Source organism: Providencia vermicola (assembly GCF_020381325.1).
GTDB classification, from domain to species: Bacteria; Pseudomonadota; Gammaproteobacteria; order Enterobacterales; family Enterobacteriaceae; genus Providencia; species Providencia vermicola.
The window spans coordinates 66,020-92,006 of sequence record NZ_JAGSPI010000007.1 but is presented as its reverse complement, the minus strand read 5'-3'; the positions used below and the strand labels follow the sequence as shown (position 1 = coordinate 92,006).

The 25,987-nt window shown below is 41.3% G+C and carries 23 protein-coding genes and 1 other annotated feature; of the genes, 10 read left to right on the top strand and 13 right to left on the bottom strand.

Annotated features, from left to right (window positions below):
• Nucleotide 1 precedes the first annotated feature (1 nt).
• Together hisD and hisG are read right to left on the bottom strand one after the other, a co-directional pair.
• On the bottom strand, nt 2-1,318 hold the full coding sequence (gene hisD / locus KDJ85_RS11565) for a histidinol dehydrogenase (RefSeq protein ID WP_225819809.1): 1,317 nt from the start codon (nt 1,316-1,318) through the stop codon (nt 2-4).
• Between the two features lie 6 nt (nt 1,319-1,324).
• Nucleotides 1,325-2,224 (bottom strand): ATP phosphoribosyltransferase, encoded by a 900-nt coding sequence (hisG, locus tag KDJ85_RS11560; protein WP_219244194.1) that lies wholly within the window; start codon nt 2,222-2,224, stop codon nt 1,325-1,327.
• Between the two features lie 40 nt (nt 2,225-2,264).
• Nucleotides 2,265-2,391 (bottom strand) — a sequence feature (His leader region).
• A 267-nt stretch (nt 2,392-2,658) separates the two neighbouring features.
• Here hisG and KDJ85_RS11555 point away from each other — a divergent pair.
• Nucleotides 2,659-3,486 (top strand): SDR family oxidoreductase, encoded by an 828-nt coding sequence (locus tag KDJ85_RS11555; protein WP_225819808.1) that lies wholly within the window; start codon nt 2,659-2,661, stop codon nt 3,484-3,486.
• On the opposite strand, the gene KDJ85_RS11550 is transcribed toward KDJ85_RS11555, so the two are convergent.
• The gene (locus KDJ85_RS11550) at nt 3,479-4,102 is read right to left on the bottom strand and encodes a glutathione S-transferase family protein (RefSeq protein WP_225819807.1); all 624 of its coding nucleotides are present in this window, start codon (nt 4,100-4,102) and stop codon (nt 3,479-3,481) included. The two genes, KDJ85_RS11555 and KDJ85_RS11550, sit on opposite strands and share 8 nt — an antisense overlap.
• A gap of 235 nt (nt 4,103-4,337) precedes the next feature.
• Here KDJ85_RS11550 and KDJ85_RS11545 point away from each other — a divergent pair, with 235 nt between their 5' ends.
• On the top strand, nt 4,338-5,543 hold the full coding sequence (locus KDJ85_RS11545; protein WP_225819806.1) for a serine hydrolase: 1,206 nt from the start codon (nt 4,338-4,340) through the stop codon (nt 5,541-5,543).
• Nucleotides 5,544-5,808: 265 nt separating this feature from the next.
• Nucleotides 5,809-7,437 carry a coiled-coil domain-containing protein gene (locus KDJ85_RS11540; protein WP_225819805.1) on the top strand — a complete coding sequence of 543 codons (1,629 nt, stop codon included), beginning with the start codon at nt 5,809-5,811 and terminating at the stop codon, nt 7,435-7,437.
• A gap of 155 nt (nt 7,438-7,592) precedes the next feature.
• Here KDJ85_RS11540 and KDJ85_RS11535 read toward each other — a convergent pair whose 3' ends face one another.
• The 3 genes from KDJ85_RS11535 to ybjG all read right to left on the bottom strand — a co-directional run bounded on the left by KDJ85_RS11535 (nt 7,593) and on the right by ybjG (nt 11,812).
• Nucleotides 7,593-8,960: an L-serine ammonia-lyase gene (locus KDJ85_RS11535; protein ID WP_225819804.1), complete on the bottom strand. Its 1,368-nt coding sequence runs from the start codon at nt 8,958-8,960 to the stop codon at nt 7,593-7,595.
• Nucleotides 8,961-9,034: 74 nt separating this feature from the next.
• The gene (locus KDJ85_RS11530; protein ID WP_206085419.1) at nt 9,035-10,351 is read right to left on the bottom strand and encodes a serine/threonine transporter; all 1,317 of its coding nucleotides are present in this window, start codon (nt 10,349-10,351) and stop codon (nt 9,035-9,037) included.
• Between the two features lie 852 nt (nt 10,352-11,203).
• The gene (ybjG, locus tag KDJ85_RS11525) at nt 11,204-11,812 is read right to left on the bottom strand and encodes an undecaprenyl-diphosphate phosphatase (protein WP_225819803.1); all 609 of its coding nucleotides are present in this window, start codon (nt 11,810-11,812) and stop codon (nt 11,204-11,206) included.
• Nucleotides 11,813-12,005: 193 nt separating this feature from the next.
• Here ybjG and KDJ85_RS11520 point away from each other — a divergent pair, with 193 nt between their 5' ends.
• Nucleotides 12,006-12,434 carry a secondary thiamine-phosphate synthase enzyme YjbQ gene (locus KDJ85_RS11520; protein ID WP_225819802.1) on the top strand — a complete coding sequence of 143 codons (429 nt, stop codon included), beginning with the start codon at nt 12,006-12,008 and terminating at the stop codon, nt 12,432-12,434.
• A 253-nt stretch (nt 12,435-12,687) separates the two neighbouring features.
• On the opposite strand, the gene KDJ85_RS11515 is transcribed toward KDJ85_RS11520, so the two are convergent.
• On the bottom strand, nt 12,688-12,951 hold the full coding sequence (locus KDJ85_RS11515) for a GrxA family glutaredoxin (protein ID WP_047756603.1): 264 nt from the start codon (nt 12,949-12,951) through the stop codon (nt 12,688-12,690).
• A 158-nt stretch (nt 12,952-13,109) separates the two neighbouring features.
• Between KDJ85_RS11515 and KDJ85_RS11510 the strand changes: the two genes are divergently transcribed.
• The 3 genes from KDJ85_RS11510 (at nt 13,110) to rlmC (ending at nt 15,225) form a co-directional block, all read left to right on the top strand.
• Entirely contained in the window at nt 13,110-13,442 is a 333-nt protein-coding gene (locus KDJ85_RS11510) for a YbjC family protein (RefSeq protein WP_225819801.1), read from the top strand.
• Between the two features lie 124 nt (nt 13,443-13,566).
• On the top strand, nt 13,567-14,082 hold the full coding sequence (locus KDJ85_RS11505) for a YbjN domain-containing protein (RefSeq protein ID WP_206085423.1): 516 nt from the start codon (nt 13,567-13,569) through the stop codon (nt 14,080-14,082).
• 9 nt (nt 14,083-14,091) lie between these two features.
• Nucleotides 14,092-15,225 (top strand): 23S rRNA (uracil(747)-C(5))-methyltransferase RlmC, encoded by a 1,134-nt coding sequence (gene rlmC / locus KDJ85_RS11500; protein WP_225819800.1) that lies wholly within the window; start codon nt 14,092-14,094, stop codon nt 15,223-15,225.
• Between the two features lie 66 nt (nt 15,226-15,291).
• Here rlmC and artM read toward each other — a convergent pair whose 3' ends face one another.
• From artM to KDJ85_RS11470, 6 genes are all read right to left on the bottom strand, one after another.
• Nucleotides 15,292-15,960, bottom strand: coding sequence for an arginine ABC transporter permease ArtM (gene artM, locus KDJ85_RS11495; RefSeq protein ID WP_225819799.1), 669 nt, complete (start codon nt 15,958-15,960; stop codon nt 15,292-15,294).
• Complete coding sequence (gene artQ / locus KDJ85_RS11490; protein ID WP_225819798.1) at nt 15,957-16,697, bottom strand: arginine ABC transporter permease ArtQ; 741 nt, start codon at nt 16,695-16,697, stop codon at nt 15,957-15,959. The genes artM and artQ overlap by 4 nt, the downstream gene beginning before the upstream one ends.
• A 12-nt stretch (nt 16,698-16,709) precedes the next feature.
• On the bottom strand, nt 16,710-17,453 hold the full coding sequence (gene artJ, locus KDJ85_RS11485; RefSeq protein ID WP_225819797.1) for an arginine ABC transporter substrate-binding protein: 744 nt from the start codon (nt 17,451-17,453) through the stop codon (nt 16,710-16,712).
• 18 nt (nt 17,454-17,471) lie between these two features.
• Nucleotides 17,472-18,200 (bottom strand): arginine ABC transporter ATP-binding protein ArtP, encoded by a 729-nt coding sequence (artP, locus tag KDJ85_RS11480; RefSeq protein ID WP_225819796.1) that lies wholly within the window; start codon nt 18,198-18,200, stop codon nt 17,472-17,474.
• 98 nt (nt 18,201-18,298) lie between these two features.
• A complete protein-coding gene (locus KDJ85_RS11475; RefSeq protein ID WP_225819795.1) occupies nt 18,299-19,780 on the bottom strand; it encodes a DUF2867 domain-containing protein in 1,482 nt (493 codons plus the stop codon).
• Nucleotides 19,781-19,831: 51 nt separating this feature from the next.
• On the bottom strand, nt 19,832-20,731 hold the full coding sequence (locus KDJ85_RS11470; RefSeq protein ID WP_225819794.1) for a LysO family transporter: 900 nt from the start codon (nt 20,729-20,731) through the stop codon (nt 19,832-19,834).
• Between the two features lie 375 nt (nt 20,732-21,106).
• Here KDJ85_RS11470 and KDJ85_RS11465 point away from each other — a divergent pair, with 375 nt between their 5' ends.
• The 3 genes from KDJ85_RS11465 (at nt 21,107) to macB (ending at nt 25,971) form a co-directional block, all read left to right on the top strand.
• The gene (locus tag KDJ85_RS11465) at nt 21,107-22,771 is read left to right on the top strand and encodes a DUF2813 domain-containing protein (RefSeq protein WP_225819793.1); all 1,665 of its coding nucleotides are present in this window, start codon (nt 21,107-21,109) and stop codon (nt 22,769-22,771) included.
• Nucleotides 22,772-22,919: 148 nt separating this feature from the next.
• On the top strand, nt 22,920-24,026 hold the full coding sequence (macA, locus tag KDJ85_RS11460; RefSeq protein WP_225819945.1) for a macrolide transporter subunit MacA: 1,107 nt from the start codon (nt 22,920-22,922) through the stop codon (nt 24,024-24,026).
• A gap of 1 nt (nt 24,027) precedes the next feature.
• A complete protein-coding gene (gene macB / locus KDJ85_RS11455; RefSeq protein ID WP_225819792.1) occupies nt 24,028-25,971 on the top strand; it encodes a macrolide ABC transporter ATP-binding protein/permease MacB in 1,944 nt (647 codons plus the stop codon).
• The last annotated feature ends 16 nt before the right edge of the window (nt 25,972-25,987 follow it).

Sequence of the window (25,987 nt, the reverse complement as noted above, 5' to 3'; positions counted from 1 at the left end):
CTTACTCCTGATTTTGTTTTTTTAGTTCTGTGACACGTAAAGTCACCGCATTTTTGTGGGCAGTCAGTTTTTCCGCCTGCGCTAACGTTTCAATGGTGTTGGCTAAGCCTAATAAACCCTGTTTAGACAGCTTTTGCACGGTCATGCGCTTCATAAAATCCGCAAGGCCGAGGCTTGAGTACGTTGCTGTGTAACCATAGGTTGGTAAAACGTGGTTGGTGCCTGAAGCGTAATCCCCAGCAGACTCTGGTGACCAATCACCAACAAAAATAGACCCTGCACTGGTGATGTCCGCGACTAAATCATCCGCATCACGAGTTTGTAAAATTAAGTGTTCTGGCCCGTAGCGGTTACTGATTTCCACACATTGTTTGATGGAGTCAGCAATAATGACGCGGCTGGCGCTTAGGGCTTCTCTCGCAATGGCTGCACGTGAAAGCTGGGCGAGTTGTTTTTCTGTTTCCGCTATCACGCGCTGGGCGAAGTTTTCATCGTCGGTTAGTAAAATGACTTGAGAATCTGGGCCGTGCTCCGCTTGGGATAATAAATCAGAGGCGGTAAACGCTGGGTTCGCTTGGCTATCGGCAATCACTAACACTTCAGATGGGCCCGCTGGCATATCAATTGCTGCCCCTTCGTGGCTTTGGCTGACTTGGCGTTTTGCTTCTGTCACATAAGCATTGCCTGGGCCAAAAATTTTATCGACCGCAGGGATGCTCTGTGTCCCAAAGGCCATCGCAGCAATCGCTTGCGCACCGCCGACTTGGAAAATTTCTGTAATGCCACACAGTTTTGCTGCATACAAAATTTCATCGGCAATAGGGGGTGGGGAACATAAAATAATTTTGCGGCAACCCGCAATATTAGCTGGTGTGCCTAGCATCATGACCGTTGATAATAACGGCGCTGAGCCACCTGGAATATACAAACCAACTGCATCAATCGGGCGTGTGACTTGCTGGCAAACAACACCCGCTTGGGTTTCTACCGTTATGGGGGTGGGGATCTGCGCTTCGTGAAAACGGCGAATATTGCTAATTGCTGTTTTCATTGCTGTTTTAATCTCATCACCGAGGCGTGCTTCAGCTTCATTAACCGCATTTGGTGCAACACGCACGGTATCAATTTCGGTTTTATCGAAACGGCGGCTTAAGGCTTGGAGGGCGCTATCGCCCTCACGACGGACTTGATTGATAATGTCACTGACTGCGGTGCTAATACTACCAGAGGCAGCAATAGCAGGGCGCATCAGTAATGCACTTTGTTGTTGTTTGTTGCAATCTGCCCAGCGAATTGGCTGGTTGAATCCCATTTCCATGACGATTTACTCCATCATTTTTTCGATTGGCAGAACAAGAATTGAACTTGCACCTAATGCTTTTAGTTTTTCCATGGTTTCCCAGAATAAGGTTTCTGAGCTGACCATGTGCATAGCGACACGGCTGTGGTCACCTGCTAGCGGCAGAATAGTTGGACGCTCAGCCCCTGGCAGTAACGCGATGATTTCATCCAGTGTTTCACTTGGTGCGTGCAGCATGATGTATTTAGATTCGCGAGCTTGGATAACGCCTTGAATACGGGTCATCATACGGTCGATAAGCTGTTGTTTGTCCGCAGACATTTCGCCATCACGCTGAATTAAACACGCTTTAGAGCGATAAATCACTTCTACTTCTTTCAGGCCATTAGCTTCTAAGGTTGCTCCCGTTGAAACGAGGTCACAGATGGCATCGGCTAAGCCAGCACGAGGAGCAACTTCAACAGAACCATTCAATAAGCAAGATTTAAACTGAATGCCTTTTTGGTCGAAGTAGCGTTTTAGCAAGTGTGGGTAAGAGGTGGCAACGCGTGAGCCATTTAAGCATTCTGCCCCAGTGTAGTTAAAATCTAATGGTGCAGCTAAAGACAGGCGGCACCCACCGAAATCCAAGCGGCGCAATGTTTTGTACTGAGGGTCTTCCCCTTGTGCGCGGCGGTTTAATAACTCTTCTTCAAGGACGTTTTCACCGATAATGCCTAAGTCCACAACACCGTCCATAACCAGCCCTGGAATATCGTCATCACGCACACGAAGTAAATCAATAGGCATATTTTCTGCATAAGCAATCAAACGTTGTTGTTGTAAATTGATTTTGATCCCGCAGCGAGCCAATAACTCTCTTGATTCTTCGCTTAAACGACCTGACTTTTGAATAGCAATACGTAAACGTGATTTATCCAACATAACCTTACCCCATATTCCTTTAGTAACTTTTTGTTTTAATATAAAAAAACCCTCGGAAGATTATCTTCCGAGGGTTCTCTCATTTGCATTTCAGCCACCGGAAGATTCGTTGATCGTCTTCCAGCACACATCGCCCGAAAGACTAATCAGGATGATGGTGATGATGATGGTTGCGTGAAATACGATTCATGATGTCTTCCGTTCTCTTATTTAACTGAATGACTAAACATTCACTGTGCTAACTAAATACTCATTGGTATCCAACCTATCCGATTTCCCCCTATGAATGCAACCTTTTTTTAAAAAATAACCAATAATAATTCGTTGGGCAGGTTTTATAGTGATTAATCCCTCCGAAAATCTATTCGGAAGTTTTATGGTTTTCAGCTAATCTAAGAAAAAACTCAGTGCCTTAGTAGATTTGGAGTCGAAGCATGAAAAAAGTCACAATTATTGGATTGGGTTGGCTGGGGTTACCATTAGCACAGGCTTTACTTTCCAAAGGTATCCAAGTGGTGGGAACTAAAACAACGCCAGATGGTATTGAGGCCGCTCGAAGTGTGGGGATTGAGTGTTACTCATTAAAACTGACGCCTGAGTTAGAATGTGACGCTGATGATTTAACGCAATTGATGGAAGACAGTGATGCGCTAGCCATTTTGTTGCCGCCCTCTAAAGTGAATGTGGAACATTATGTGTCAGCGATTGAAACGCTGGTAAATAGTGCGATTATCTTTAAGGTGCCCAAAGTGATTTTTACCTCTTCTACGGCGGTGTACGGGGAGCAAAATGGTGAAATGACGGAAGGTTCTCCGTTAGAAGGCGTGACGGCTTCCGCACAGGCGTTGATTGATACCGAAAATTGGCTACATCAATTGCCAAACATCTCTGTGGATATACTGCGTTTAGCGGGGCTTGTAGGGGAAAAACGCCATGCAGGGCGTTTTCTAGCAGGTAAAATAGGGGTTAAAGGAGCCATGCAGCCTGTGAATATGGTGCACCAAGACGATGTTATTAAAGCCATTTTAGCGTTACTTAACCAGCCAGAGGGTGGACATCTTTATAATTTATGCGCACCTATGCATCCAACACGAGGTGAATTTTATACACAAGCGGCGAAATCACTGGGGCTCGTTCCCCCTAAATTTATTGACTCAGTGAATGAAGCAGAAGGAAAGTGGATTAACGGAAATCGAATTTGCCAAGAAATCGGGTTCGAATACCAATACCCAAACCCGAATAGCATGTTGATGACTATTTAATTGGGATCATCACGATTTTTTGGAACGCGGGGCGTGTGGTGAGCAGCTGGTACCAGCGCTCTAAGTTCTTAAATTCAGGGCGTTCGGTGACAATTTCGTGCCATGGGTAAAATAATGGTGCAATAGCGATATCAGCAATACCGAATTTATCACCACTGAAATAGGCCTGATGGGCTAAAGCGTCATCGGCAATTTGCAGTAATTTATTGATATTGGCATAAATGATTTTTGCTTGCTCTGGGTCTCTATCGGCTTCTGGGACGCGGACGATTTTGTTCATCATCTGTTTGATGTGATCAAACAAATTCGCGTTGCTCCAATCCATCCATTTATCCGCTGCGGCTCTTTCTTGTACATCTTTAGCAAGTAATAAGTGAGAGTGATCAAACTTTTCCGTAAGGTAACGTAAAATCGCGTTTGATTCCCACAGCGCAAAGTCATCATCCTGTAGAGTTGGGATTGTGCTGTTTGGATTCATTTTTTTGTATTCAGGTGTATCAAGCCCACCAAATGGGCCACCTACATCTTTTTGATTATAAGCCACATTTAATTCTTCTAAGCACCAAAGTACTTTTTTGACATTGGAAGAATTGGCACGTCCCCAGACAGTTAACATTGCAGTCTCCTAATTGATTTTTGTCATTAGCCATGTCATTAACCATAGTTAAGATAGATTAAATTCGCTTTCAGGCAAATCTTTATTTCCTATAGGTGGTCTTAGTGGAAATAAAGCCTTATATTATGATGAGTTAGCAATTTTTATCACGGCGAAGGGTTCATCGTTTAGTGGTGGTGAGTAATACAATAGTGATTTTAAATGTGTAGTATTAAGTCAAGTGAAGGAATAACCGATGAGTAAAAAAATGTTGTCCCTAAAAACCCGCCGCGCTGGCATTGGGTTGAGTCTTTTGATGGCCGTTAGCACCAGTGTTTATGCGGCCGAGACACCGGTTGCTCCTCAAGTCGATGTAAAAGCGTATGTCCTGATGGACTACAATAGCGGGAAAATTTTAGCATCAGGTAACCCTGATGAACGTTTAGACCCAGCCAGTTTAACTAAGATCATGACAAGTTATGTGGTGGGGCAGGCCGTGAAGGCGGGGAAAATCACCACGCAGGACATGGTAACAGTCGGAGAGGATGCATGGGCGACAGGGAATCCAGTCCTGAAAGGCTCTTCGTTAATGTTTTTGAAGCCAAAAGACCGTGTTTCTGTATTGGATTTGAACAAAGGGATTGTTATTCAATCAGGTAACGATGCCAGTATTGCCCTTGCAGATTATGTCGCAGGTAGCCAAGATTCATTTGTGAGCTTGATGAATCAATATGTGCAGCAGATTGGTTTGAAAAACACACATTTTAAAACAGTTCATGGGCTGGACTCTGAAGGGCAATACAGCACTGCACGCGACATGGCGTTATTAACACAAGCAATGATCCGCGATGTGCCTGATGAATATGCTCTGCATAAAGAAAAAGAGTTTACCTTCAACAAAATTCGCCAGCCTAACCGTAACCGTTTGTTATGGAACCAAAACTTGAAAGTGGATGGCGTGAAAACGGGGCACACGAGCGGTGCTGGCCATAACTTAGTGGCATCAGCAACAGAAGGGGACATGCGTTTGATTTCGGTTGTGCTTGGCGCGCCGAGTGATCGTGTACGTTTTACCGAAAGTGAAAAGTTACTGACTTGGGGGTTCCGTTTTTTCGAAACAGTCACACCAATTAAAGCGGATGCGACATTGAAAAAGCAGCGTGTCTGGTTTGGTGATACCTCTGAAGTGGCATTAGGTGTGGCGGATGATGTGTCTGTGACTATCCCTAAAGGTCAGTTGAAAAATTTGAAAGTCGATATTCAGATGACCAATGATTCGTTAGAAGCACCATTAGCGAAAAACCAACAAGTGGGTACTATCAACTTTATCTTAAATGATGAAGTCATTGAGCAGCACCCACTTGTGGCAAAATCTGCGGTTGAAGAAGCGGGCTTTTTTGGGCGTATTTGGGATTATATTATGAAAACCATTAGTGGCTGGTGGAGCGCAATTTTTGGTTAATTAAAACAACGTTTAAATATGAAAAGACCTCAAATGAGGTCTTTTTTAATGTATTAGACTTGTAGTTATAGTAATTAAATTAAAAATAACATTCAGCAAAATTATTATTCTATGGGTAGCACTAGGCGATTTTACAGATAAACTTCAATTGAAATGTATTTAGGGTTATTTAATAATAAACCTAATCATTTACCTTTTAATGATTAATAAAATAATTTTTGTTTCAATATGGATTTTAAATATAAAATTAAATGGAGTTATATCTATGAATACATTATCTAATACTATCGATGCTAGACTTCAAGAGTTATTAGCAATGAATAACAAAAAAACAGGCGATAATAATATAGGTCACAATACAGTTTATGGTGGAGATGCCGTAAATCAAGGGATAAATAGTGGTGTAATGCAATCTGGCGATGGCATTGATTCAGGAAATGGTCATGGAACGGTTAAAGGGGGAAATACAGTCAATGAACATACGAATAATCATGTAATGATGGGGGCAAAGGCGCGTAATGACGGTACGAATAATGGCCAAGTTGAAGGCGGTAATAGCACTAATAAAGGGCTAAATAATAATGAACTAGTTGGTGGTATGGCTCAGAATGATATTGGAAAAACCAATGATAAAAACTCTTATATCAAGGGGGGTAATGCGCTTAGGGCTTTACAAAATGGCATAGAAAAATATGAAGGACTGCAAAAGCAACTCGCCGATGCTAATGTTGAATTAATTAAAAAAAATAAAGAATTAGAAATGGCTAAACAACAACTCGATACTCAAAAAGAGGACTTAAAAAATAAAAATAAAGAATTGGAAATGCAAAATGACAGTAATCAGGAGACTTTGGATAAATTAGATAGATTAACCCAGTCATTAGAGATGAAGGAAAAAGAAGTTGTTTCACTAAATGATGAAATCACCAAAAATAAAGAACAAATAACTAATTTAGAAGAAGGTATGGCATCTCAACGTAAAGAAATTGAATCGTTAAAAGTTAAATTAGAGAGTGCTAAGTTAGAAAGTGAAGAATTAAAAGTAAAGTTTGATGATATTAATAAAAAGAAAAATGATATTGAAAAAAGATTATTAAAACAGAGTGACAAAAACAAGGAACAGGAAAATAAAATTACTGGGCTTGAGTCAAAAATAAATATAAAAAATGATTTGATCCATAATCTAGCTAAACAGCTGGATGAAAACAGCCAGAATAATGGTAAATTGGAAAGTAAAATAGAAAAATTACAAAAAGAGGTGACTGAATTAAATACTAAACTTGAAAAATTAAAACAAGTTGAGAGCACAACTCGAGCTAAAGCCCAGGCACTACAGAAACGCATTGACTCGTTATTGAAAAAAGAAACCGAGTTATCAGAAAAAATCACCAGCCTAGAAAGTGAGTTAAAAATTTCACAAGAAAAATACGCTAAGTTCGAGTTATTAGTTGAGAAAGAAAGAAAAGATAATAACCAACGACTTAAGCAAATGTTCTCTGAAGTTAGTAAAATTGCGAAAGAGGGAGAGGAAGTATTAGACCAACCTGCAAGTGAACATACCAGAACAACGAAAGTGGTTGAGTATTCATCAAAAACAGAAACAACGAAACAAGACGATAAGGAACAAGGAAAATCCTCCGTTTTAGGTGGTTCTGCTCAAAATTTAGGTATGAATGTAGGCTTGATCCGTGGGGGGGATAGTTTTAGTCAGTCACTCGTTATTGATGGCGTTGTGGTTACCGATGATTCGCACATTGCTTCTTTAGCTGCAAGTATCAGTGAATTTAAACAAACTGTTGAAACAACCATTAATGATGTAGCTCAAGACACTAAAAAATCGGTGGAAACAGTATTGGCGGCGGTACAAGGTCAATCTTTCTTTTCATTATTTTAATGAATTTTAGGCAGTAATATAAAGCGGGAATGAAAAGGATGTTATCCCGCTTTATTTACAAAACCTATCCAATCTGTTGCTAAACATTGTACGTTTGCCCGCAGTTTGAAAAATGCCTGCTTATTGCAGGCATTTTTGTCGAGGAATAAATAAAATTACTCGCAGTGTGCCAGCTTTATGGCGAGTCCACCTTGTGATGTTTCTCGGTATTTTGCATTAATGTCTTTACCCGTTTCATACATGGTTTCGATCACTTTATCGAGGCAAACTCGCGGATCACTGACACGGCGCAATGCCATACGTGCGGCGTTAACGGCCTTAACAGAGGCAATTGCATTACGTTCAATGCAAGGAACTTGTACTTGGCCGCCTACAGGGTCGCAGGTGAGGCCTAAGTTGTGCTCCATTGCAATTTCAGCGGCAATACATACTTGCTCTGGGCTACCACCCATCAATTCCGCAAGCCCTGCAGCTGCCATTGAGCAAGCAACGCCCACTTCACCTTGGCAACCCACTTCAGCCCCTGAAATAGAGGCATTCATTTTATACAGTGCGCCGATTACCCCTGAAACAAGGAAGTAACGCGTATAGGAATTTTCATTCACTGGGCGAATGAATTTATCATAATAGGCGAGTACCGCAGGAACGATACCACAAGCCCCATTCGTTGGCGCTGTCACTACACGTCCACCCGCAGCGTTCTCTTCATTGACCGCAAGGGCGTACATATTGATCCAATCAATAACCGCCATTGGATCCATGTTAGTGCTATCCGTGGTGACAAGTTGACGGCGTAGCGCGGCTGCACGACGCGGAACACGCAGTGGACCAGGTAATAGACCCTCGGTGGTTACTCCACGTTCAATGCCTGCTTTCATCACATCCCAAACGGAGGAAAGATATTGTTGGATTTCATCTTTGCTGCGTAATGCTAATTCATTTTGCATGACAAGCGCAGAAAGTGATAACCCCGTTTCTTTGCAATGCTTTTGCAAATCAGCCGCATATTTAAAAGGATAAGGGACTTGAACAGCGTTTTCGTCGACTTTACCGAAATGTTCCTCATCAACGATAAACCCGCCGCCAATCGAGTAATAATTTTTGGTATACAGAAGGTTATCACCTGCAAATGCAGTGATTGTCATGCCATTTTCATGGAGTGGTAAATTTGTGCTGTGAAAATTCATGCCGCCATCGACAGGGAAATCGACTTCATGTTGCCCTTGAGCAAGTAAAAGTTTACCTGTTTGTTCGACGTTGCGCATAAATGCAGGAATAGCGTCAATATCAATGGTATCAGGTAAGTTGCCTGCGAGACCCATGATGATGGCCATATCGGTAGCATGGCCTCTGCCTGTCAAAGACAGCGATCCATAAACATCAACGGCAATACGCGTTGTGTTAGCCAGTAAATTTTGCGCGATAAGGTCATCAACGAATTGTTTGCCCGCTTTCATTGGGCCGACGGTGTGGGAACTTGAAGGGCCGATACCGATTTTGAAGATATCAAATACACTAATCATATTCAGTGCTTCCTTTTGTAGAAAGTCATTGAAATCAGGTAGCTATCATTATTAATAGCTACCTGGGGCTTCAATTAGAAGAATAACTTATATGTTGCCGCAGAGATAGCGACCAGACCCATAATTACGATAAATACATTGCTGATTTTGCCTGAGTATTTACGCATTGCAGGGACTTTACTGATGGCATACATTGGCATCAAGAACAGTAAGATAGCAATAACAGGGCCACCAAGACTTTCGATGATATCCAGAACGCCTGGGTTTAATGTCGCAACAATCCAAGTGGTCACTAACATAAAGATAGCGGTGCCGCGGTTTAATTTGCGAATATCGACAGTTTTGCCTTTTGCACGGTATGCACGTTCAACTAAACCATTGAAACCTTCACGAGCACCTAAGTAGTGGCCTAAGAATGATTTGATAATAGCAATAAATGCGATGATTGCTGCTGCATATTTAATGAATGGTTGATCAAAGTAGCCAGACAGGTAGTCAAGGATACTGATATTTTGTGCTTTTGCTTGCGCGAGGTCAGCTGACGATAAAGTAAATACACAGCTAATCACAAAGAACATGACTGTTAAAACCATCAGGATATGTGCTGATGCTAAAATGCGAGAACATTTTTGCTCTGCTTCATCGCCGTATTCTTCACGTTTTGCCACTGAGAATGCAGATATAATTGGTGAGTGGTTAAAGGCGAATACCATGACGGGGATGGTTAACCAAATGGTAATCCAAATGCTTTGACCCCCTGTATTTTTGGTCGCTTCTGCAATGCCTTCGAAGGTTAAGGTATTCAGGACATCACCAGACCAATGCGGGATCATATATAAAGAGAATGCAACCAGCACTGCAATGAATGGGAACACCAGCATACTCATCACTTTAACGATGTATTTTTCACCGAAAGCAACGATAGCCATAACACCCCCAACCAGAATTAAGGCCAGTAACCAACGTGGCGGCGCACCAACACCTAATAATTCGGTTAAGAATTTATTGACGTTATTGGTGATAGAAACACCATAAACGAGCAGAATAGGATAAATAGCAAAGAAATACAGCAGAGTGATCCAGTTACCTGCGGTACGTCCAAAGTGTTCTTCAACAACTTCAGTGATATCGCCATCTTTTTTAGAACCAGAAAGAACGAAACGTGTTAAGCCACGGTGAGCAAAAAATGTCATTGGGAAGGCTAGAACAAGCATCAACAGAACAGGAAGTAATCCGCTCATACCTGCATTAATAGGCAAAAACAGAACACCAGCACCGATAGCTGTACCATATAAACCCAGCATCCATACTGTGTCAGTTTTACGCCAAGCTTTACTGCTCCCTGTTTGCGAGGCTGTTTTGTCGATGGAACCAACTTTAGTTGCGTCCATAATAGTCTCCAAAAATAAAAGTCAAAAAATTCATTTTAAGTAACAGCCAACGGCGTTACTGGGTTTTAATCTTTTGGTACGAATAATCTCTTAATAAAAAGGGCTTTCTTTTACGTAACAATCTGATTGGAAATAAAACTAAATTTTGGACTAAATTCATTTTCAATCAGTTTTGTAATTTTATCAGTTATTTTTAAATCTGGTTTTTGAGGGTGTGAATTTATATTTTACCAGAACAAAATGCCGTGATCATTATCTCAAAAGAGAAATATCCCCTTAGATTGCGTAGAAACATCAGATTTTATAAAATTGTTAATAAAATTTAACTTAAGTTTATTTGTTGTCATGTTTTTCCTGTTTGGAAAATTCAATTCATTAAAATAAACAAGAGCAGAATAATATTCTGCGATAAAAATATTATTATATTAATGAATATTTTTGTGTTGTTTGATTTATAATCTATATTAATCTAATTATTGAGCTGTACTGTGATACTGCTACATAGAATATATAAAGAAAACCAATTAAGGTATTGATAAATAATCATTAATTTTAAATTTTAATAATGGTTTAGTGAGTGATTAATTAGGCCGTTTTGCCCTGATTTTAGGGGCACATATTAATTAATTTTTGTTTTTTTAGATAGTATTTAGTGCACTTTTTTTGCGTCGAAAAAAATAATTAAAAAAGGTAACAAAATATTTGTTATAGAGTTGTTTATTAATTAATTTGATAATCTAAAATTAATTTTATATACCGATAAAAAAATAAAAGGAAAGTTTGATTTAGCGCAATTTTTTAAAAGCGAAAAAGTACTGGTGTTTATTGCCACCAGTACTTAAAAAGAAATGATTAAGGTTGGAACCAACCTTTGCGGATAAATGAACCAAAGATGAAATGGTAGAGTTGGGTGATCGGTGCTTGGATTTTACTAATACCAAGTGACCACAGAATTTGGGCTAAACCACAGGAAACGATAGCAAGGATAAATGCGCCTGCCATGTCTAAAGGCCAGTGAACACCAAGGTAAATTCGTGACCAAGCAATCACAATGGCAGGGATCATCATCACAAGGCCAACCCAAGTGCGTAGCCAGAACAAGAAAGCAAATGCAAAGGTAAATACGATAGTGCCGTGGTTACTTGGGAATGATGGTGTTGCGTCGTGATCAGAGAAATTAGTGCCGATCCCCATCACAAATGGGCGGTCATGGGGGGCAAAATACCCAATTAGCCATGAGATAGTAAGCCCTAACACAATGGCAATCGCCGCTTTACAGGCAAAAGCGCGTTGGCGAGTCATGTTTGGCTGGGCACCCCAAAACCAACAAGCAACTGTAAATATTGGGAAAATAAGAACTAAGCGCTTAGCAATTACATTTGCCATCGCAATCGTTCCGCTTGCAGTTTCAGGTGCGGCATTGATCAGGTTAAACAGATCAAGATTGAGTTGTTCCAGCACAGTTTCGTACCTCAGACAGAGAGTGGGTCAGTAAGACAAAGAAAAACAGAGCTTAAAGTTTCAAGCTTCATAGGTAAAGCCCCTTTGTCTTATTATTGATACTATTACGCGACAAATTTACGTGTGGTTTAAGAATTACTCAATAATTATTTCACTTATCTAAAGCTCGATTTGGCGAAAGAAGGGGAGACAAATGTGGTGGCAAAAACAGATACAGCTTAATGCGCGGGAAAGAGGCTTTCATTTAGTCACTGAGGAGATTTTAAGGCAAGTTCCTGAGCTCAGTTCGCTTCGTATTGGGATGATGAATATATTCATTCAACATACCTCTGCCTCATTAACGATCAATGAAAATGCAGATTATACCGTACGAGAAGACTTTGAGAGCTTTTTCAATAAGGCAGTACCTGAAAATGAACCTTATTATAAGCATGACTATGAGGGTAGTGATGATATGCCGGCGCACCTGAAAAGTAGCTTACTGGGTGCGAGTTTAACAATCCCAGTGACAAACGGTCGTTTAAATATGGGGACGTGGCAAGGGATTTATTTATGTGAACATCGAAATTTTGCCACAAATCGCAAGGTAATCATTACATTGCAAGGTGAGGTCGTTAGTTAGAAATAGGCAATAAAAAACCCGATAGCATTAAAACAGAGAGTTGGCTATCGGGCTCCTCAATATGGGGACATCAAAGAAAAGCAGTGGCATAAATTAAGACTCCATCTAAAAAGGAAAGTTCTCTTGTTGATGAAAAAAAATGCAATTTTGGGTGGGATTTGACTTAAATAGCACAAAAAGAACAAGCAAAGCATACTTCAGCCTAAGTAGTGAGATGTTTTGCTTGTTAATAATCGAAAATTAGAAGGGATAACTATTTGTAAAGATTCAAATTTTCTTTTGCGTAAGCTTCAAAATCAGTGCAACCACCGATGTGCTTCTCATCAATGAAAATTTGTGGGACAGTTTCCACAGGTTTACCGACAGTTTTAGACAAATCTTCTTTTGAAATACCTTCTGCTTGGATATCGACATAGCGGTAGTCAAAATCTTCACGTTCATTTTTCAGTTTTTCTGCCAGTTCTTTCGCACGAACGCAGTATGGGCAGCCAGGGCGACCAAAAATAACAGTATACATAGTATCTCCTTTTTATCTCAAACTCAGATTCGAGTCACAATGCTCAATACTATGCCTATATAAATTATGAAATAAAAGTCGAATTTTCCTTTTATAGCTATAGGTATGTCATATAATTCGTGAAGTAAAATGCCAAATCACAGTGAAATGGGGGTTGAATGAACAATAAACCACAATCAAAGAGAACCATGCGTTCATTGGCAGACATGCCAAAACCTATCTTGATCTTAGAAGGTGTTGGGATAATCCTCTTGATTTTAATCTTACTCACGCTGAATGATTATATTGTTTTGCCTGAGCCACTTATGCACCAAGGGGCGATAGTGACCATTATTATGGTTGCGATTGGGTGTTTGATCCCTGCAATGATTAATATTGTGTGGCGAGCTATTCATGGGTTAACTTTTTTAGGGATAGATAATAAGCAGTCAGAAAACCCAAGGAATAAAAATAATATTCAAAATGATAAACAGGATGAAAAGCCCGAATAGCCGTGGTTTTGCTGGCATTTTTCTTGGTGATGTGTGAAAATTACCCGCTTTGCGCTAGGGGTTGCCATTCTCTAGCAAACTGTTTTTTGCATTATTATTTTTGAGTTGAAGAAGGTTATTGCCCATGGATTCTATTCGTTACCCTGACATTGCACAATTACGTGAATGGTTAGAACAACTCAAAACGTCTTATTTCGAGTGCGACTCTTGTGCTGCGCTGCATTTACCTCATATGCAAAATATTGAGGGAATTTTTGATGCAAAACTCGATATCGTCAATAATGTGTTGGTATTATCTGCATTAGCGGAGCTAAAACCCACCGCGATAATTACATTAGTGGCCAATATTAGCCAAATTAACGCAAGTTCATTGACGGCAAAAGTTTTTCTCGAAATAAATGATGAAAACCTGCCAAAGCTAGTGGTTAGCCAGTCATTTTCATTAGAGGCTGGGATGACCTACCGCCAATTCTGCCATTTCCTTCAGCAAGCAGAAGACCAAATTTCAGCGATTGTCTTTGAGATCTTCAGTAATAATTTACTGTATGCAGCTCAAGATGAGTTTAGCGAAGAAGAGGATAATGGCGAGGATGAGTCCGAACTTACCCCAGATGATAAACCCGCCATTATTATTCATTAAGTTTTAATTATGCATTGTGAAAAATATATTGCGGGTGAATGCCGATCTTGCCAATGGCTAGAATTCTCACCTGAGCAACAAATTGCCCAAAAGCAGCAGCAACTTTCCGCGTTATTGCCGACAATCGACCCTGCTATTTTTGTCCCACCCGTGACAGGGCCTCAATTAGGCTTTCGTAATAAAGCCAAAATGGTGGTGAGTGGAAGTGTAGAAAGGCCGATTTTAGGTATTATTGGGAAAGATGGTGCAGGTGTCGACTTAACTAGCTGTCCGTTATATCCCGCGTCATTTTCTGACGTTTTTAGCGTGATCACGCCGTTTATTGCTAGAGCAGGGCTCACACCATATAACATCGAACGCAAGCGCGGCGAACTCAAATACGTGTTATTAACACAAAGCTGGCACACCGGTCGGTTTATGTTGCGTTTTGTATTGCGCTCAGAAAAAAAACTGAAACAGCTCAAAAATGCATTACCTTGGTTGCAAGAACAATTACCTCAACTTGAGGTGATCACAGCAAATATTCAGCCAGTGCATATGGCAATACTTGAAGGCGATGAGGAGGTTTTCTTAACGGAGCAACACACGCTGCGTGAAGAGTTTAACCAAGTGCCTTTATTTATTCGCCCGCAAGGTTTTTTCCAAACGAATCCTGTTGTCGCGGCTAAATTATACCAAACGGCAAGGGAGTGGGTTAAAGCATTAGATATTCATAGTATGTGGGACTTGTTTTGTGGTGTAGGTGGCTTTGGATTGCACTGCGCTGAAAAAGATACACGTTTAACAGGCATTGAAATTAGCGCCCCAGCTATTGCTAGCGCACAACAATCTGCAGATGAAATTGGGTTAAAATATGTTGAGTTTAAAGCCCTTGATTCAACACATTTTGCCACCGCACATCAAGATATCCCTCAGCTTATTTTAGTTAATCCGCCACGAAGAGGAATTGGTAAGGCGTTATGTGATTACCTTTCTCATATGCAGCCTGAATATATCCTTTATTCAAGCTGTAATGCACAGACTATGGCGCAAGATTTACAATTGCTGTCGGGTTATCAAGTGTGTAGGGTGCAGTTGTTTGATTTATTTCCACACACGGCTCATTTTGAAGTACTGACATTGCTAAAGCGAAAGAATAATTAAAACGAATTTATGAAAAAAAAGCTTGGTATTTAGCCAAGCTTTTCTCTTAATGCATTGAATTAATTATTAATTTCTGTGTTCAAAAGCAAGTGCTTTGCGTTCGATTAAACGCATTAGAATGGTTAAGATGGCATTAACCACTAAATAAATAATCCCAGCCGCAACAAACGCCATCACATCCCATGTCTGACCAAAGACTTGGCTACTGTAACCCATGATGTCTAACATGGTTATCGTACTGGCCAGAGAGGTACTTTTAAACACTAACACCACTTCATTGGAATAAGAGGATAAAGAGCGTTTAAAGGCGTAAGGCAGGATAATACGCATAGTTTGTACTTTACTCATCCCCAATGCTTGGCATGACTGCCATTGCCCAGATGGAATCGCTTTTACGGCACCGTGGAACAGTAAAGTTGAATAAGCGGCACTGTTTAACGCTAATGCAATCATTGCACAGAACCAAGGTGTTGAAATTAGATCCCAAAATAGAGGATAGTTTTGCAACGACTTAAATTGGCTCGGGCCATTATAGATTAGGAAAAACTGCACTAATAATGGTGTGCCTGTAAAAATGGTGATATACACTTTCACAATTTGCGAAATGACTTTGGTTTTCAGGGATAAAATTAACGTAAATAACCCCGCTAACAGAAAAGCCACAAGTAACGCACTGAACGTTAGTGATAAACTGGTTGGTAGCCCAGGTAGAATTTTTAGGATCATGTCAATCATTTGGACTCACCTCGTTCAAAGCGCGTAGTTCGCAATTCAATACGCTTTAATACCTGCTGGCTAATCAACGTAATGACAAGGTAAATCAGACCGACGATAACGTACCAAGTAAAAGGTTCGCCAGTACGGTTAACAATAGTTTTTGTCTGTAACATCAAATCGTTCACGCTGATTAAAGACACTAACGCGGTATCTTTTAGCAGAACTAACCATTGATTCCCTAACCCAGGCAGGGCATGACGCCACATTTGCGGCATAATAAAACGAAAGAAAATCGTGCGTTTTTTGAGGCCGAGTGCAAAACCTGCTTCCCACTGGCCATAAGGCACAGCTTTGAGCGCGCCTCTTAACGTTTGTGAAGCATAAGAGGCATACAATAGGGCGAGGGCAATCACACCACAAACGAACGGTGTGTAGTCAAATTCGCCGCTATCGGCAAAGAAGATGCTGGGGTCAATTTGCACTGTGGTTTGCCAAAAACCGAGGTTAATATTAAACCCATCCCCGAGTAGGTTGATAAGCTGTAATGTCCCAAAATAGACGAATAGGACGACCAGCAGTTCAGGTAACCCACGGATTAGCGTCACCCAGCACGTGCCTAAAAAGGCAATTGGCTTAAAGCGGACAGACTCCCACGCGGTGAATAGCATGGCAAGAATTAAACCCAAGATCAGGGCAGAAACAGCAAGGCCGACGGTGATACCGGCGGCACTTGTTAAAAATAGAAGGTTGTTCATTAATTATATCGATTACTGTTGAAACCATTTTTTGTGGATAGCATCATAAGTGCCGTCAGCTTTAACTTCTGCTAAGGCTTTATTCATTTTATCCAACAACTCTTTATTTCCTTTACGCACTGCGATACCTAAACCGATACCGAAGTATTGTGGATCGGTAACTTTCTCACCCACAGCGGCTAAGTTTTCGTTGCCTTTGGTTTTTAACCATTCGTCAGCAACGGCAGTGTCACCGAATACAGCATCAATACGGCCATTTTGCAGGTCTAAAACCGCAGATTGGTAGTTATCATAAGGCACAGTGGTCATGCCTTTGTGTTGTTCCATGATATATTTTTGGTGAGTGGTTCCGTTTTGGACGCCGATTCTTTTGTCTTTCAGTTGGTCAACGGAGCTGATTTTTTCTTTTACTGCAATAAATTCTGCAGAGTTAGGGTAATAAGTTTCGGTGAAATCTACTTGTTGTTGACGCTCAGGGGTAATGTCGATACCTGCCATTAATGCTTCAAAACGACGAAATTTCAGGCTAGGAATTAAGCTATCGAAAGATTGATGAGTAAATGTACAAGTTGCATTCATTTTTTCACACATCGCATTAGCTAAATCAACGTCAAAACCGACGATTTGATTGTTTTTATCAAACATTTCAAACGGCGCGTAAGTTGCTTCAGTTGCAAAACGAATGGTTTCTTTTTCCGCAGCAGTTGCCGATAGGGTTACAGCGCCCAGCAGCGCAGCTAATATAATTTTTTTCATTGCTTAATCCTATATCTATTAATGTGACAGATAATTTGCAAAGGCGTCAGTTTGAGGTGCTGCGAAATGGCTAGCATCTCCCTGTTCTACGATATGGCCGTTTTCCATATACACCACACGGCTAGCGGTTTTTCGAGCAATCTCCACCTCGTGAGTGACGATCACTTGCGTAATACCTGTCGCAGACAATTCGCGAATAATATCGACAACTTGAGCCGTAATTTCTGGGTCAAGCGCTGCGGTTGGTTCATCAAATAATAGAACCTTAGGTTCCATCATGAGTGCCCGTGCAATTGCCACACGTTGTTGTTGACCTCCCGATAAATGCAGTGGATAACGGTCTGCAAATTGAGATAAACGTAAACGGTCTAAAAGCTTAGCGGCTTTTGCATGTGCTTCTTGCTTAGATAATTTTAATACACGGCAAGGGGCTTCAATTAAGTTGTCCATCACACTAAGATGTGGCCATAAATTATATTGTTGGAATACCATGCCAACATTTTGGCGTAAGTCACGAATAGACTTTGCATCTGGTGTCGATGAAAAATCAAATTGCTGCCCAGCAATATTCAAATGACCTGAACGTGGCATCTCTAATAAATTGAGAACACGTAATAGCGAACTTTTACCTGCACCACTTGGCCCGAGTAATACCATAGTCTCACCCGCAGAGCACTCTAGATTGATATCAAAGAGTGCCTGATGGGAACCATAGAAACAGTTGATGTTTTTTAATTGAATGCTCATGCTTACCAATAATATCCTTTTTAACTACCAGCGATATTAATCCTGTAAGCATATTTATGCAATAATTTCTGCATAAAAAATTGGTTTTTACACTGAAATTAGTCAGGTTTTTCGGTCGGATGATCTGTTTGCTGTTGTTTGGCGAGTTGTTTATCTCGTTCAAACGCGAGGTCGCTAATCCGTTTTGCCATTCCTTTGAAGATAAACAGGTGGGCAGGCATCATAGCAAACCAATAGAGTAGGCCGCAAAAACCCGCAGGGTGCCACCAAGCGCGCACATCTATAGAGCGTCGGCTGCCGCTATCGTGGATAGTAAAAGTTAAACGTCCCAGCCCTGGGGCTTTCATACCAAACAGTAAACTGAGTTGTTTGTTAGGCTCAAGGTTAATCACTCGCCAGCCATCAACTTCATCGCCAAGTTGCAAATATTCTCTGTCAGGGCGACCATATTTGATTTTATTCAACATCATGTCATCCATGATGGCACGGGTTTTCCATAGGCCATTGGCGTAGAAATAACCATCTTTCCCCCCAATTTGTTGTACGGTATGCCATAGGGATTCTGAGCTCGCTGTTGTGCCAAGGGTTGACCCTGCTTGTTTGGGATAATAGCCATAGCCTGGGCGCCAGCGTTTTCTTACTTCAGGGTCATAACCCCAATCAGCATTGTCTATCGCATCTGCTTCCTCAGCTAATGTGGTTCTTACCGCATCATCAAAGGAAATCAGCGTTTGTGGAATCAGTTCTCGTAGTGCTTTATCGTTAGCGGGAAGGTCGTGTTGTAGTCCTTGAATCAGCTCTTTTGCAATAGTCGGTGGCACCGAGGTAATCAAGCTAATAAAATGTACCGAAATCATGCTAATAGGAATAGGAATTGGGATCAGCAAGCGGCGTTTACCACTGACTTTGATAAATCGTTTGAAAAGCTCTTGATAGCTAATAAACTCAGGACCGCCTGCATCAAATATACGGTTTTCATTTGTTGGTGTTTTGGCGAGCTGAGTTAAGTAATATAGGATATTCGACAATGCGATAGGCGATGATTTAGAGCGTACCCAGCGTGGAGGCGTTAGAATCGCTAAGTTGTACACCATATCTCGCATAATTTCGAAGGCCGCAGAACCTGACCCAACAATAATTGACGAGCGAATTTCAGTAACAGGAATATTGCTTTCACGCAGGATATCCCCCGTTAAGCGCCTGGCTATCAGGTGCGGGGAATAGGTGTGGCCATGTTGTAATGCGCTGAGATAAATAACGTGTTTAACATCTGAACCTTCGAGAGCCTGTTGAACATTACGTGCAGCGCTACGCTCACGTTCAATAAGATTAGCTTGGTCAGCCATGCTGTGCACAAGGAAATAGACAATATCGATTTCCTTCATGACATCTTTTAAAGTCTCAGGGTCATGTAAGTCAACAAAGATACAGCGAGTATCTTGCCAGCCTTGAGAAAGCATCCAATCAACACGACGTGCAGCCGCAGTAACGTCATAACCTTGTTCAATCAGTTGGGGGATAAGATTCTGCCCAATATAGCCGCTAGCGCCCAACACTAAAACACGTTGTTTTTCTGTCATGTTAATTTCCTGTTTCACGCAAATTAACGGCTATTGTGACTGAAATTTTACCTATGTAAAGAAGGCCATAAGAATTGGCGTAATAAGACTCAGTACGAAGCCATGAACAATCGCGGCAGGCACAATCGAAACACCGCCACTGCGTTGCAAAACAGGAAGGGTGAAGTCCATGGATGTTGAGCCACAAATGCCCAAGGCCGTTGAACGGTAGCGATTGATAATGATAGGGATCAACATGATCGCGGCTAGCTCGCGGGCTAAATCATTAAAAAAGGCGGCGCTCCCCATCACAGGGCCATAGGCGTCAGTTAACACGATCCCTGTGAGTGAGTACCAACCAAAGCCCGATGCGAGAGCTAGCCCCATTTTAACGGGTAAGCCCAGTAATAATGCCGCCAGCGCGCCTCCCGCTAATGCACTTACTCCCATCACAAAGGCAATGGTTGTCCCGCGGCGATTAATTAAAATTTGTTTAATGCTCATTCCGCTGTTGCGTAATTGAATGCCGACCAATAATAACAGGAGCATTAGCGCAATTTGACTACCCTTATCCGCATAATGCAGAAAATCAAAACCCGTTAGGCCCACAATAAAGCCTAAAAGCAGGACGCCACACAATTGTAGAGATTCCAGCACCATTTTAATGCGTGACGGCGGTTTTTCTTGCTTATGTTGTGGAATTTTCCACGGATCTAACTTATCGAGTAATAACAGTGAGATAATATTAAGTGAAAAAATACAGGCAAAGAAGGTAATGGCATAAATGAGAATAGAAAAGAGGTGTTCACTTAAGTTTTCAAGCAGCGCGAGGGTGATCCCCATTAAAAATAAAATCACATACACCATTGAATTCAATGATTGATGCACACGGTGAAGAATTTGTTTGTTTTTAATAGGGATAAGATAACCGAGAGTTAACGGTAGAAGAATAATTAAGAGTCCTGAATACATCGCCGCATCCTTAGTGGTTACCTTATCAATATAATCAATGAGTTATATTTATTTTTTTATTTTCGTTATGTGAAATTTAACTCGCCATACTAATGCATTTTTTTCCGATAAAATTTTATTATTGGTGACTGAGTGAAAAATAGGTCAAAAACACTAAAAAAGAAAGTTTTACCATTTTATAACACTGCTATTGCTAGCTCAACTCAGTTGTCAATTTTGTTACAAAGATTTTTTATTTTGCAGACATACTTATAGTAAAGCCATGGGTTAATCGATAAGCTCTAAATGTGCGTTTTGTCAGTACAATTATTGATAATCTGAATGCAAATTGCCGAGTTCAGAGTATATTAAAGAAAATATGACAAGGAGTGAGATATGTATCTGGAACGTGTTGAGATATACGGATTTAGAGGGATCAACCGCCTTTCTTTAGAGCTCAATAACAGTACTGTTTTGATCGGGGAAAACTCATGGGGTAAATCCAGTCTCCTTGATGCGCTCGATTTGCTTCTCTCACCAGAACATCAAGATTACCAATTTAATCTGCACGATTTTCATCACCCCACAGGGGACAACGCTTCCCGTTATCGGTCATTGCAAATTGTTTTAAAATTTTGTGAAAGGCATAAAGGCCGCCACCAATCTTATCGTTTTCATAATCTTAGCTCAGTTTGGGTTGATAATGGTGATGATCTAAAACATATTTTTTATCGAGTGAGTGCTGAGCTGCGAGATGACAATACGATTGTGGTGGATAAAAGCTTTTTAAATTCAGGGGGAAATAAGCTTTCTCTGGATAATGTGGGTAAGTATATCAAAGAGATTATTCGATTATACCCTGTTATTCGCCTGCGTGATGCGCGTTTTTTACAAACCCTCAACCCTGAAACCATTGTCGTTGGTGAAAAAGAGTTTCGTGATGCATTTAATATACGTATCAAAGAATTAACCAGTGCCCTAGTGAATAATCCAGAACGTTTAAGTGATGATGAATTAAGTGACGGCGTAGACGCTATGCAGCAGTTATTAAGTCACTATTTTTCAGGGCAAAGTGCTCATATGATCAAGCTTAATGACAATATGGTGAATATTGAGCCACGCAAGCAAGGCTGGAAAGCGTTGGATAACATCAGTCGTTTGATTGCAAAACCTAATCAACGAAATATTCGTTTGATTATTTTGGGGATGTTTTCTTCTTTATTACAATCCAAAGGCAATATTCATTTAGACAAACACGCCCGCCCGCTCATTATTGTTGAAGACCCCGAAACTCGCCTGCACCCGATTATGCTGTCGATTGCATGGGGATTGCTAAGCTTGTTTGCGCTGCAACGGATTACCACGACAAATTCAGGAGAGTTACTTTCTCAAGCTCCCCTTGAAGATTTATGCCGTTTAGTACGTGATACTAATAAAGTCTCTGCTTATCGTTTAACGCCAAATGATCTCAGTACAGAAGAATTGCGAAAAATTTCGTTTCATATTCGTTTTAATCGACCATCATCGTTATTTGCACGTTGTTGGTTATTAGTTGAAGGCGAAACAGAGATTTGGCTAATGAGTGAATTTGCTCGCCAATGTCATTACTATTTTGAAACTGAAGGAATTAAAGTTATTGCGTTTGCACAAAGTGGCTTGAAACCGCTATTAAAATTTGCCAATAAAATGGGAATTGAATGGCATGTTTTAACCGATGGCGACGAGGCAGGGCGTAAATATGCAGCAACTGCGACCCACTATGCGAATAAGATCAATTCACCCGATAGGGATCGCTTAACCATGCTCACTGCGCCAGATATGGAACATTTCCTATATCGTGAGGGGTTTAAAAGCCTTTATCATGAAATTGCTGACATACCAGAAAATGCACGGGTGTCGACACGCCGCGTGATTATTAAAGCGATTTCCCGAACGTCAAAGCCTGACTTAGCGTTGGCTACGGTGAACCGTTCCGCAGAACTGGGCCCTGATAGCATACCATTACAACTAAAAAGTATGTTTTCTCGGGTAGCATGGTTAGCGAGGGGGAAAGCGTATTGATAACGAAAATGAATGTATTGTTGATTGAATATTTATAGATAGCGGGTGTTTATCTATAGTATGTTTAATTAAACGATAACTTAAGTGATATAGCATAGTATTTAGAAGGGGGCGCCGCCCTCTTTTTAATGATAGGAAGTGGAGAGTGATGAAGGTAAAACCGAAAAAAAAGTGGCCGATTTATTTGGTGATCCTGATTGTTGCCGTTGGCGCTGCTGTCTTTCTCTTTAAAGGCGAGAAAGAAGAGGTTTTCCAAACTGTTGACGTGACGCGTGGTGACTTAGATAAACAAGTTCTCGCGACGGGCAAATTAGACGCTGTACGTAAAGTTGATGTGGGTGCACAGGTTAGCGGGCAGTTACAAACTTTATATGTTAAAGAGGGTGACTACGTTAAAAAAGGCGATTTACTGGCGGTTATCGACCCGAAAAAAGCGCAAAATGATGTCACTGAGTCTGAAGCGACCACTCGTGAACTTGAGGCTAATTTATCGTTAGCACAAGCAGAGTTGAAACTGGCGCAACTGACTTACAAACGACACTTAAGCTTAGCCAAATTGCAGGCTGTCGCGCAACAAGAACTGGACAAAGCCAGAACTGATGTGGATATAAAAAAAGCGCAGGTAGCGACTTATCAAGCCCAAATTAAACGCAACCAAGCCACACTAGATACGGCAAAAACCAACCTAAAATATACGCAAATTACCGCGCCGATGGATGGAATTGTGACATTTATTAAAACGTTACAAGGCCAAACAGTGATTGCGGCACAAGAGGCACCAACCATCTTAACCTTAGCGGATTTAGACACTATGTTGGTTAAAGCCGAAGTGTCTGAAGCGGACGTGATTTATTTAGAACCAGGTCAAGAGGCTTCATTTACGGTACTCGGTGCGCCAGACAAAAAATTCTCAGGTCAATTGAAAGATATCTTGCCAACCCCTGAGAAAATCAATGATGCTATTTTCTATTATGCGCGCTTTGAAGTTCCTAATCCTCAGCATCTCTTAAAATTACAGATGACTGCACAGGTCAAAATCGAGCTCGATTCACGTAAAGATGTGCTGATATTACCCCTTTCTGCGTTAGGGGATGAAGTTTCACCGCAGGTTTATGATGTGGAAGTGCTAGAAGGGCAAAAAGCAGAGAAAAAACAGATTGAAATTGGTAGTCGCAATGATGTGTCAGTCGAAGTGATTAAAGGACTGAATGAAGGTGATAAAGTGATTATTGGGCACAGTGGTTCGGAGAGTTAAGATGGCCACACTCATTGAGCTCCAAGGGATCACTCGCCGTTATGGTGAAGGTGAAAATGAGGTTACTGTCTTAAAAAACGTTTCTTTGCAAATAAATGCAGGTGAAATGGTTGCGATTATCGGTGCTTCAGGTTCAGGTAAATCCACTCTAATGAATATCATTGGTTGCCTCGATAAGCCATCATCTGGGGAGTACCATATTGATGGGCAAAATATGGCGTTGCTAGACAACGACCAACTCGCAGAGCTTCGCCGTGAACACTTTGGTTTTATTTTCCAACGCTACCACTTATTAAACCACCTTAGCGCAGAGCAAAACGTTGAAATCCCAGCAGTATATGCAGGTTCTGGAAAAGCGGAGCGGCGCGAACGCGCGACGCAATTACTTCAGCGCTTAGGGTTAGGCGAGCGGGTTAATTACCGGCCGAGCCAATTGTCTGGTGGGCAGCAGCAGCGAGTCAGTATTGCGCGTGCATTAATGAATGGGGGGCAAGTTATTCTTGCCGATGAGCCTACGGGGGCCTTAGATAGCCATTCAGGTGAAGAGGTGATGAAGATCCTCAAAGATCTTTGTGCTCAAGGCCATACGGTGATCATCGTTACTCACGATCCATCCGTTGCACAACAAGCTGAACGTATTGTCGAAATCAAAGATGGCGAAATTATTCGAGATTCAGGTTCAAAAAACAGTAAATTAGCCAAATTGTTATCAAAAGCCCCTACAAGGAAACTATCCCTTGGGCAGGTTTATGGCCGATTTAGCGAAGCATTGTTGATGGCTTGGCGTGCCATGGTAGTCAATAAAATGCGTACTTTGTTGACTATGCTAGGGATTATTATCGGGATTGCTTCGGTGGTTTCTATTATGGTCATCGGCGATGCTGCCCAAGGTATGGTGCTTAATGATATCAAGTCGATTGGTACCAATACGATTTCGATTTACCCTGGCACTGATTTTGGAAGTGATGATGCACAAAATCGACAATCTTTAAAAGCCACGGATATTGATGCTCTTGCTAAGCAGCCTTATGTTCATGCGATTTCAGGCCAGCTAAATGGTTCCGCACGTTTAAGGAAAGGGAATTTAGATGCATCTGCACAGTTAACAGGAATTGGCCGCGATTATTTCAATGTGTATGCTTCAAAATTTTCAGAGGGCATGAATTTTACGCAAGACATGGCGGATAGGCGTGCTCAAGTGGTTATTATTGATGAGAACACGAAACGGCGTTTTTTCCCCAAACAAGCAAATGTAGTAGGGGAAACCTTGCTCATCGGTAATATGCCAGCGACAGTAATTGGTGTGCTGGAAGATCAGAAATCGGTATTTGGCTCCAGTAAATCGTTGTCTGTTTGGCTCCCTGATACCACGATGAACAGCAAGATTTTAAATCGACCTTATTATGACAGCATTACGGTGCGCGTTAAGGATGGGTATGACGCCAAAAACGTCGAGCAGCAATTGACGCGTTTATTAACGTTACGCCACGGCAAAAAAGATGTTTTCACCTATAACCTTGATACTTTTGTAAAAACAGCGGAAAAAACCACCCAAACTATGCAACTGTTTTTAACCTTAGTCGCGGTGATTTCGCTGGTGGTCGGGGGGATTGGCGTGATGAATATCATGTTGGTGTCGGTGACAGAAAGAACTCGCGAAATTGGTATTCGTATGGCAGTTGGTGCGAGAACCAGTGATGTAATGCAGCAGTTTCTCATTGAAGCGGTATTGGTGTGTTTAATGGGGGGCTTGATGGGAATTGCACTTTCTTATGGGATCAGTTTACTGGCACAAATGGCACTACCTGGTTGGACGTTCGCGTTTGACCCTGTCGCGCTTATTAGTGCGTTTGTCTGTTCAACCGCGATTGGGGTTATTTTCGGCTTCTTGCCTGCACGCAGCGCCGCACGTTTAAACCCGATTGATGCATTAGCGAGAGAGTGATTTGTTAATATATATT

Coding starts and splice junctions, on each gene's coding strand:
- KDJ85_RS11550 (WP_225819807.1), bottom strand. CDS start 4,102: ATGTTAACTGTCTGGGGACGTGCCAATTCTTCCAATGTCAAAAAAGTA.
- KDJ85_RS11510 (WP_225819801.1), top strand. CDS start 13,110: ATGAACAATAAACCACAATCAAAGAGAACCATGCGTTCATTGGCAGAC.
- KDJ85_RS11535 (WP_225819804.1), bottom strand. CDS start 8,960: ATGATTAGTGTATTTGATATCTTCAAAATCGGTATCGGCCCTTCAAGT.
- artP (WP_225819796.1), bottom strand. CDS start 18,200: ATGAGCATTCAATTAAAAAACATCAACTGTTTCTATGGTTCCCATCAG.
- hisG (WP_219244194.1), bottom strand. CDS start 2,224: ATGTTGGATAAATCACGTTTACGTATTGCTATTCAAAAGTCAGGTCGT.
- artQ (WP_225819798.1), bottom strand. CDS start 16,697: ATGAACAACCTTCTATTTTTAACAAGTGCCGCCGGTATCACCGTCGGC.
- KDJ85_RS11555 (WP_225819808.1), top strand. CDS start 2,659: ATGAAAAAAGTCACAATTATTGGATTGGGTTGGCTGGGGTTACCATTA.
- artM (WP_225819799.1), bottom strand. CDS start 15,960: ATGATTGACATGATCCTAAAAATTCTACCTGGGCTACCAACCAGTTTA.
- macB (WP_225819792.1), top strand. CDS start 24,028: ATGGCCACACTCATTGAGCTCCAAGGGATCACTCGCCGTTATGGTGAA.
- macA (WP_225819945.1), top strand. CDS start 22,920: ATGAAGGTAAAACCGAAAAAAAAGTGGCCGATTTATTTGGTGATCCTG.
- rlmC (WP_225819800.1), top strand. CDS start 14,092: ATGCATTGTGAAAAATATATTGCGGGTGAATGCCGATCTTGCCAATGG.
- KDJ85_RS11470 (WP_225819794.1), bottom strand. CDS start 20,731: ATGTATTCAGGACTCTTAATTATTCTTCTACCGTTAACTCTCGGTTAT.
- KDJ85_RS11530 (WP_206085419.1), bottom strand. CDS start 10,351: ATGGACGCAACTAAAGTTGGTTCCATCGACAAAACAGCCTCGCAAACA.
- hisD (WP_225819809.1), bottom strand. CDS start 1,318: ATGGAAATGGGATTCAACCAGCCAATTCGCTGGGCAGATTGCAACAAA.
- KDJ85_RS11520 (WP_225819802.1), top strand. CDS start 12,006: ATGTGGTGGCAAAAACAGATACAGCTTAATGCGCGGGAAAGAGGCTTT.
- artJ (WP_225819797.1), bottom strand. CDS start 17,453: ATGAAAAAAATTATATTAGCTGCGCTGCTGGGCGCTGTAACCCTATCG.
- KDJ85_RS11465 (WP_225819793.1), top strand. CDS start 21,107: ATGTATCTGGAACGTGTTGAGATATACGGATTTAGAGGGATCAACCGC.
- KDJ85_RS11475 (WP_225819795.1), bottom strand. CDS start 19,780: ATGACAGAAAAACAACGTGTTTTAGTGTTGGGCGCTAGCGGCTATATT.
- KDJ85_RS11505 (WP_206085423.1), top strand. CDS start 13,567: ATGGATTCTATTCGTTACCCTGACATTGCACAATTACGTGAATGGTTA.
- KDJ85_RS11515 (WP_047756603.1), bottom strand. CDS start 12,951: ATGTATACTGTTATTTTTGGTCGCCCTGGCTGCCCATACTGCGTTCGT.
- KDJ85_RS11545 (WP_225819806.1), top strand. CDS start 4,338: ATGAGTAAAAAAATGTTGTCCCTAAAAACCCGCCGCGCTGGCATTGGG.
- KDJ85_RS11540 (WP_225819805.1), top strand. CDS start 5,809: ATGAATACATTATCTAATACTATCGATGCTAGACTTCAAGAGTTATTA.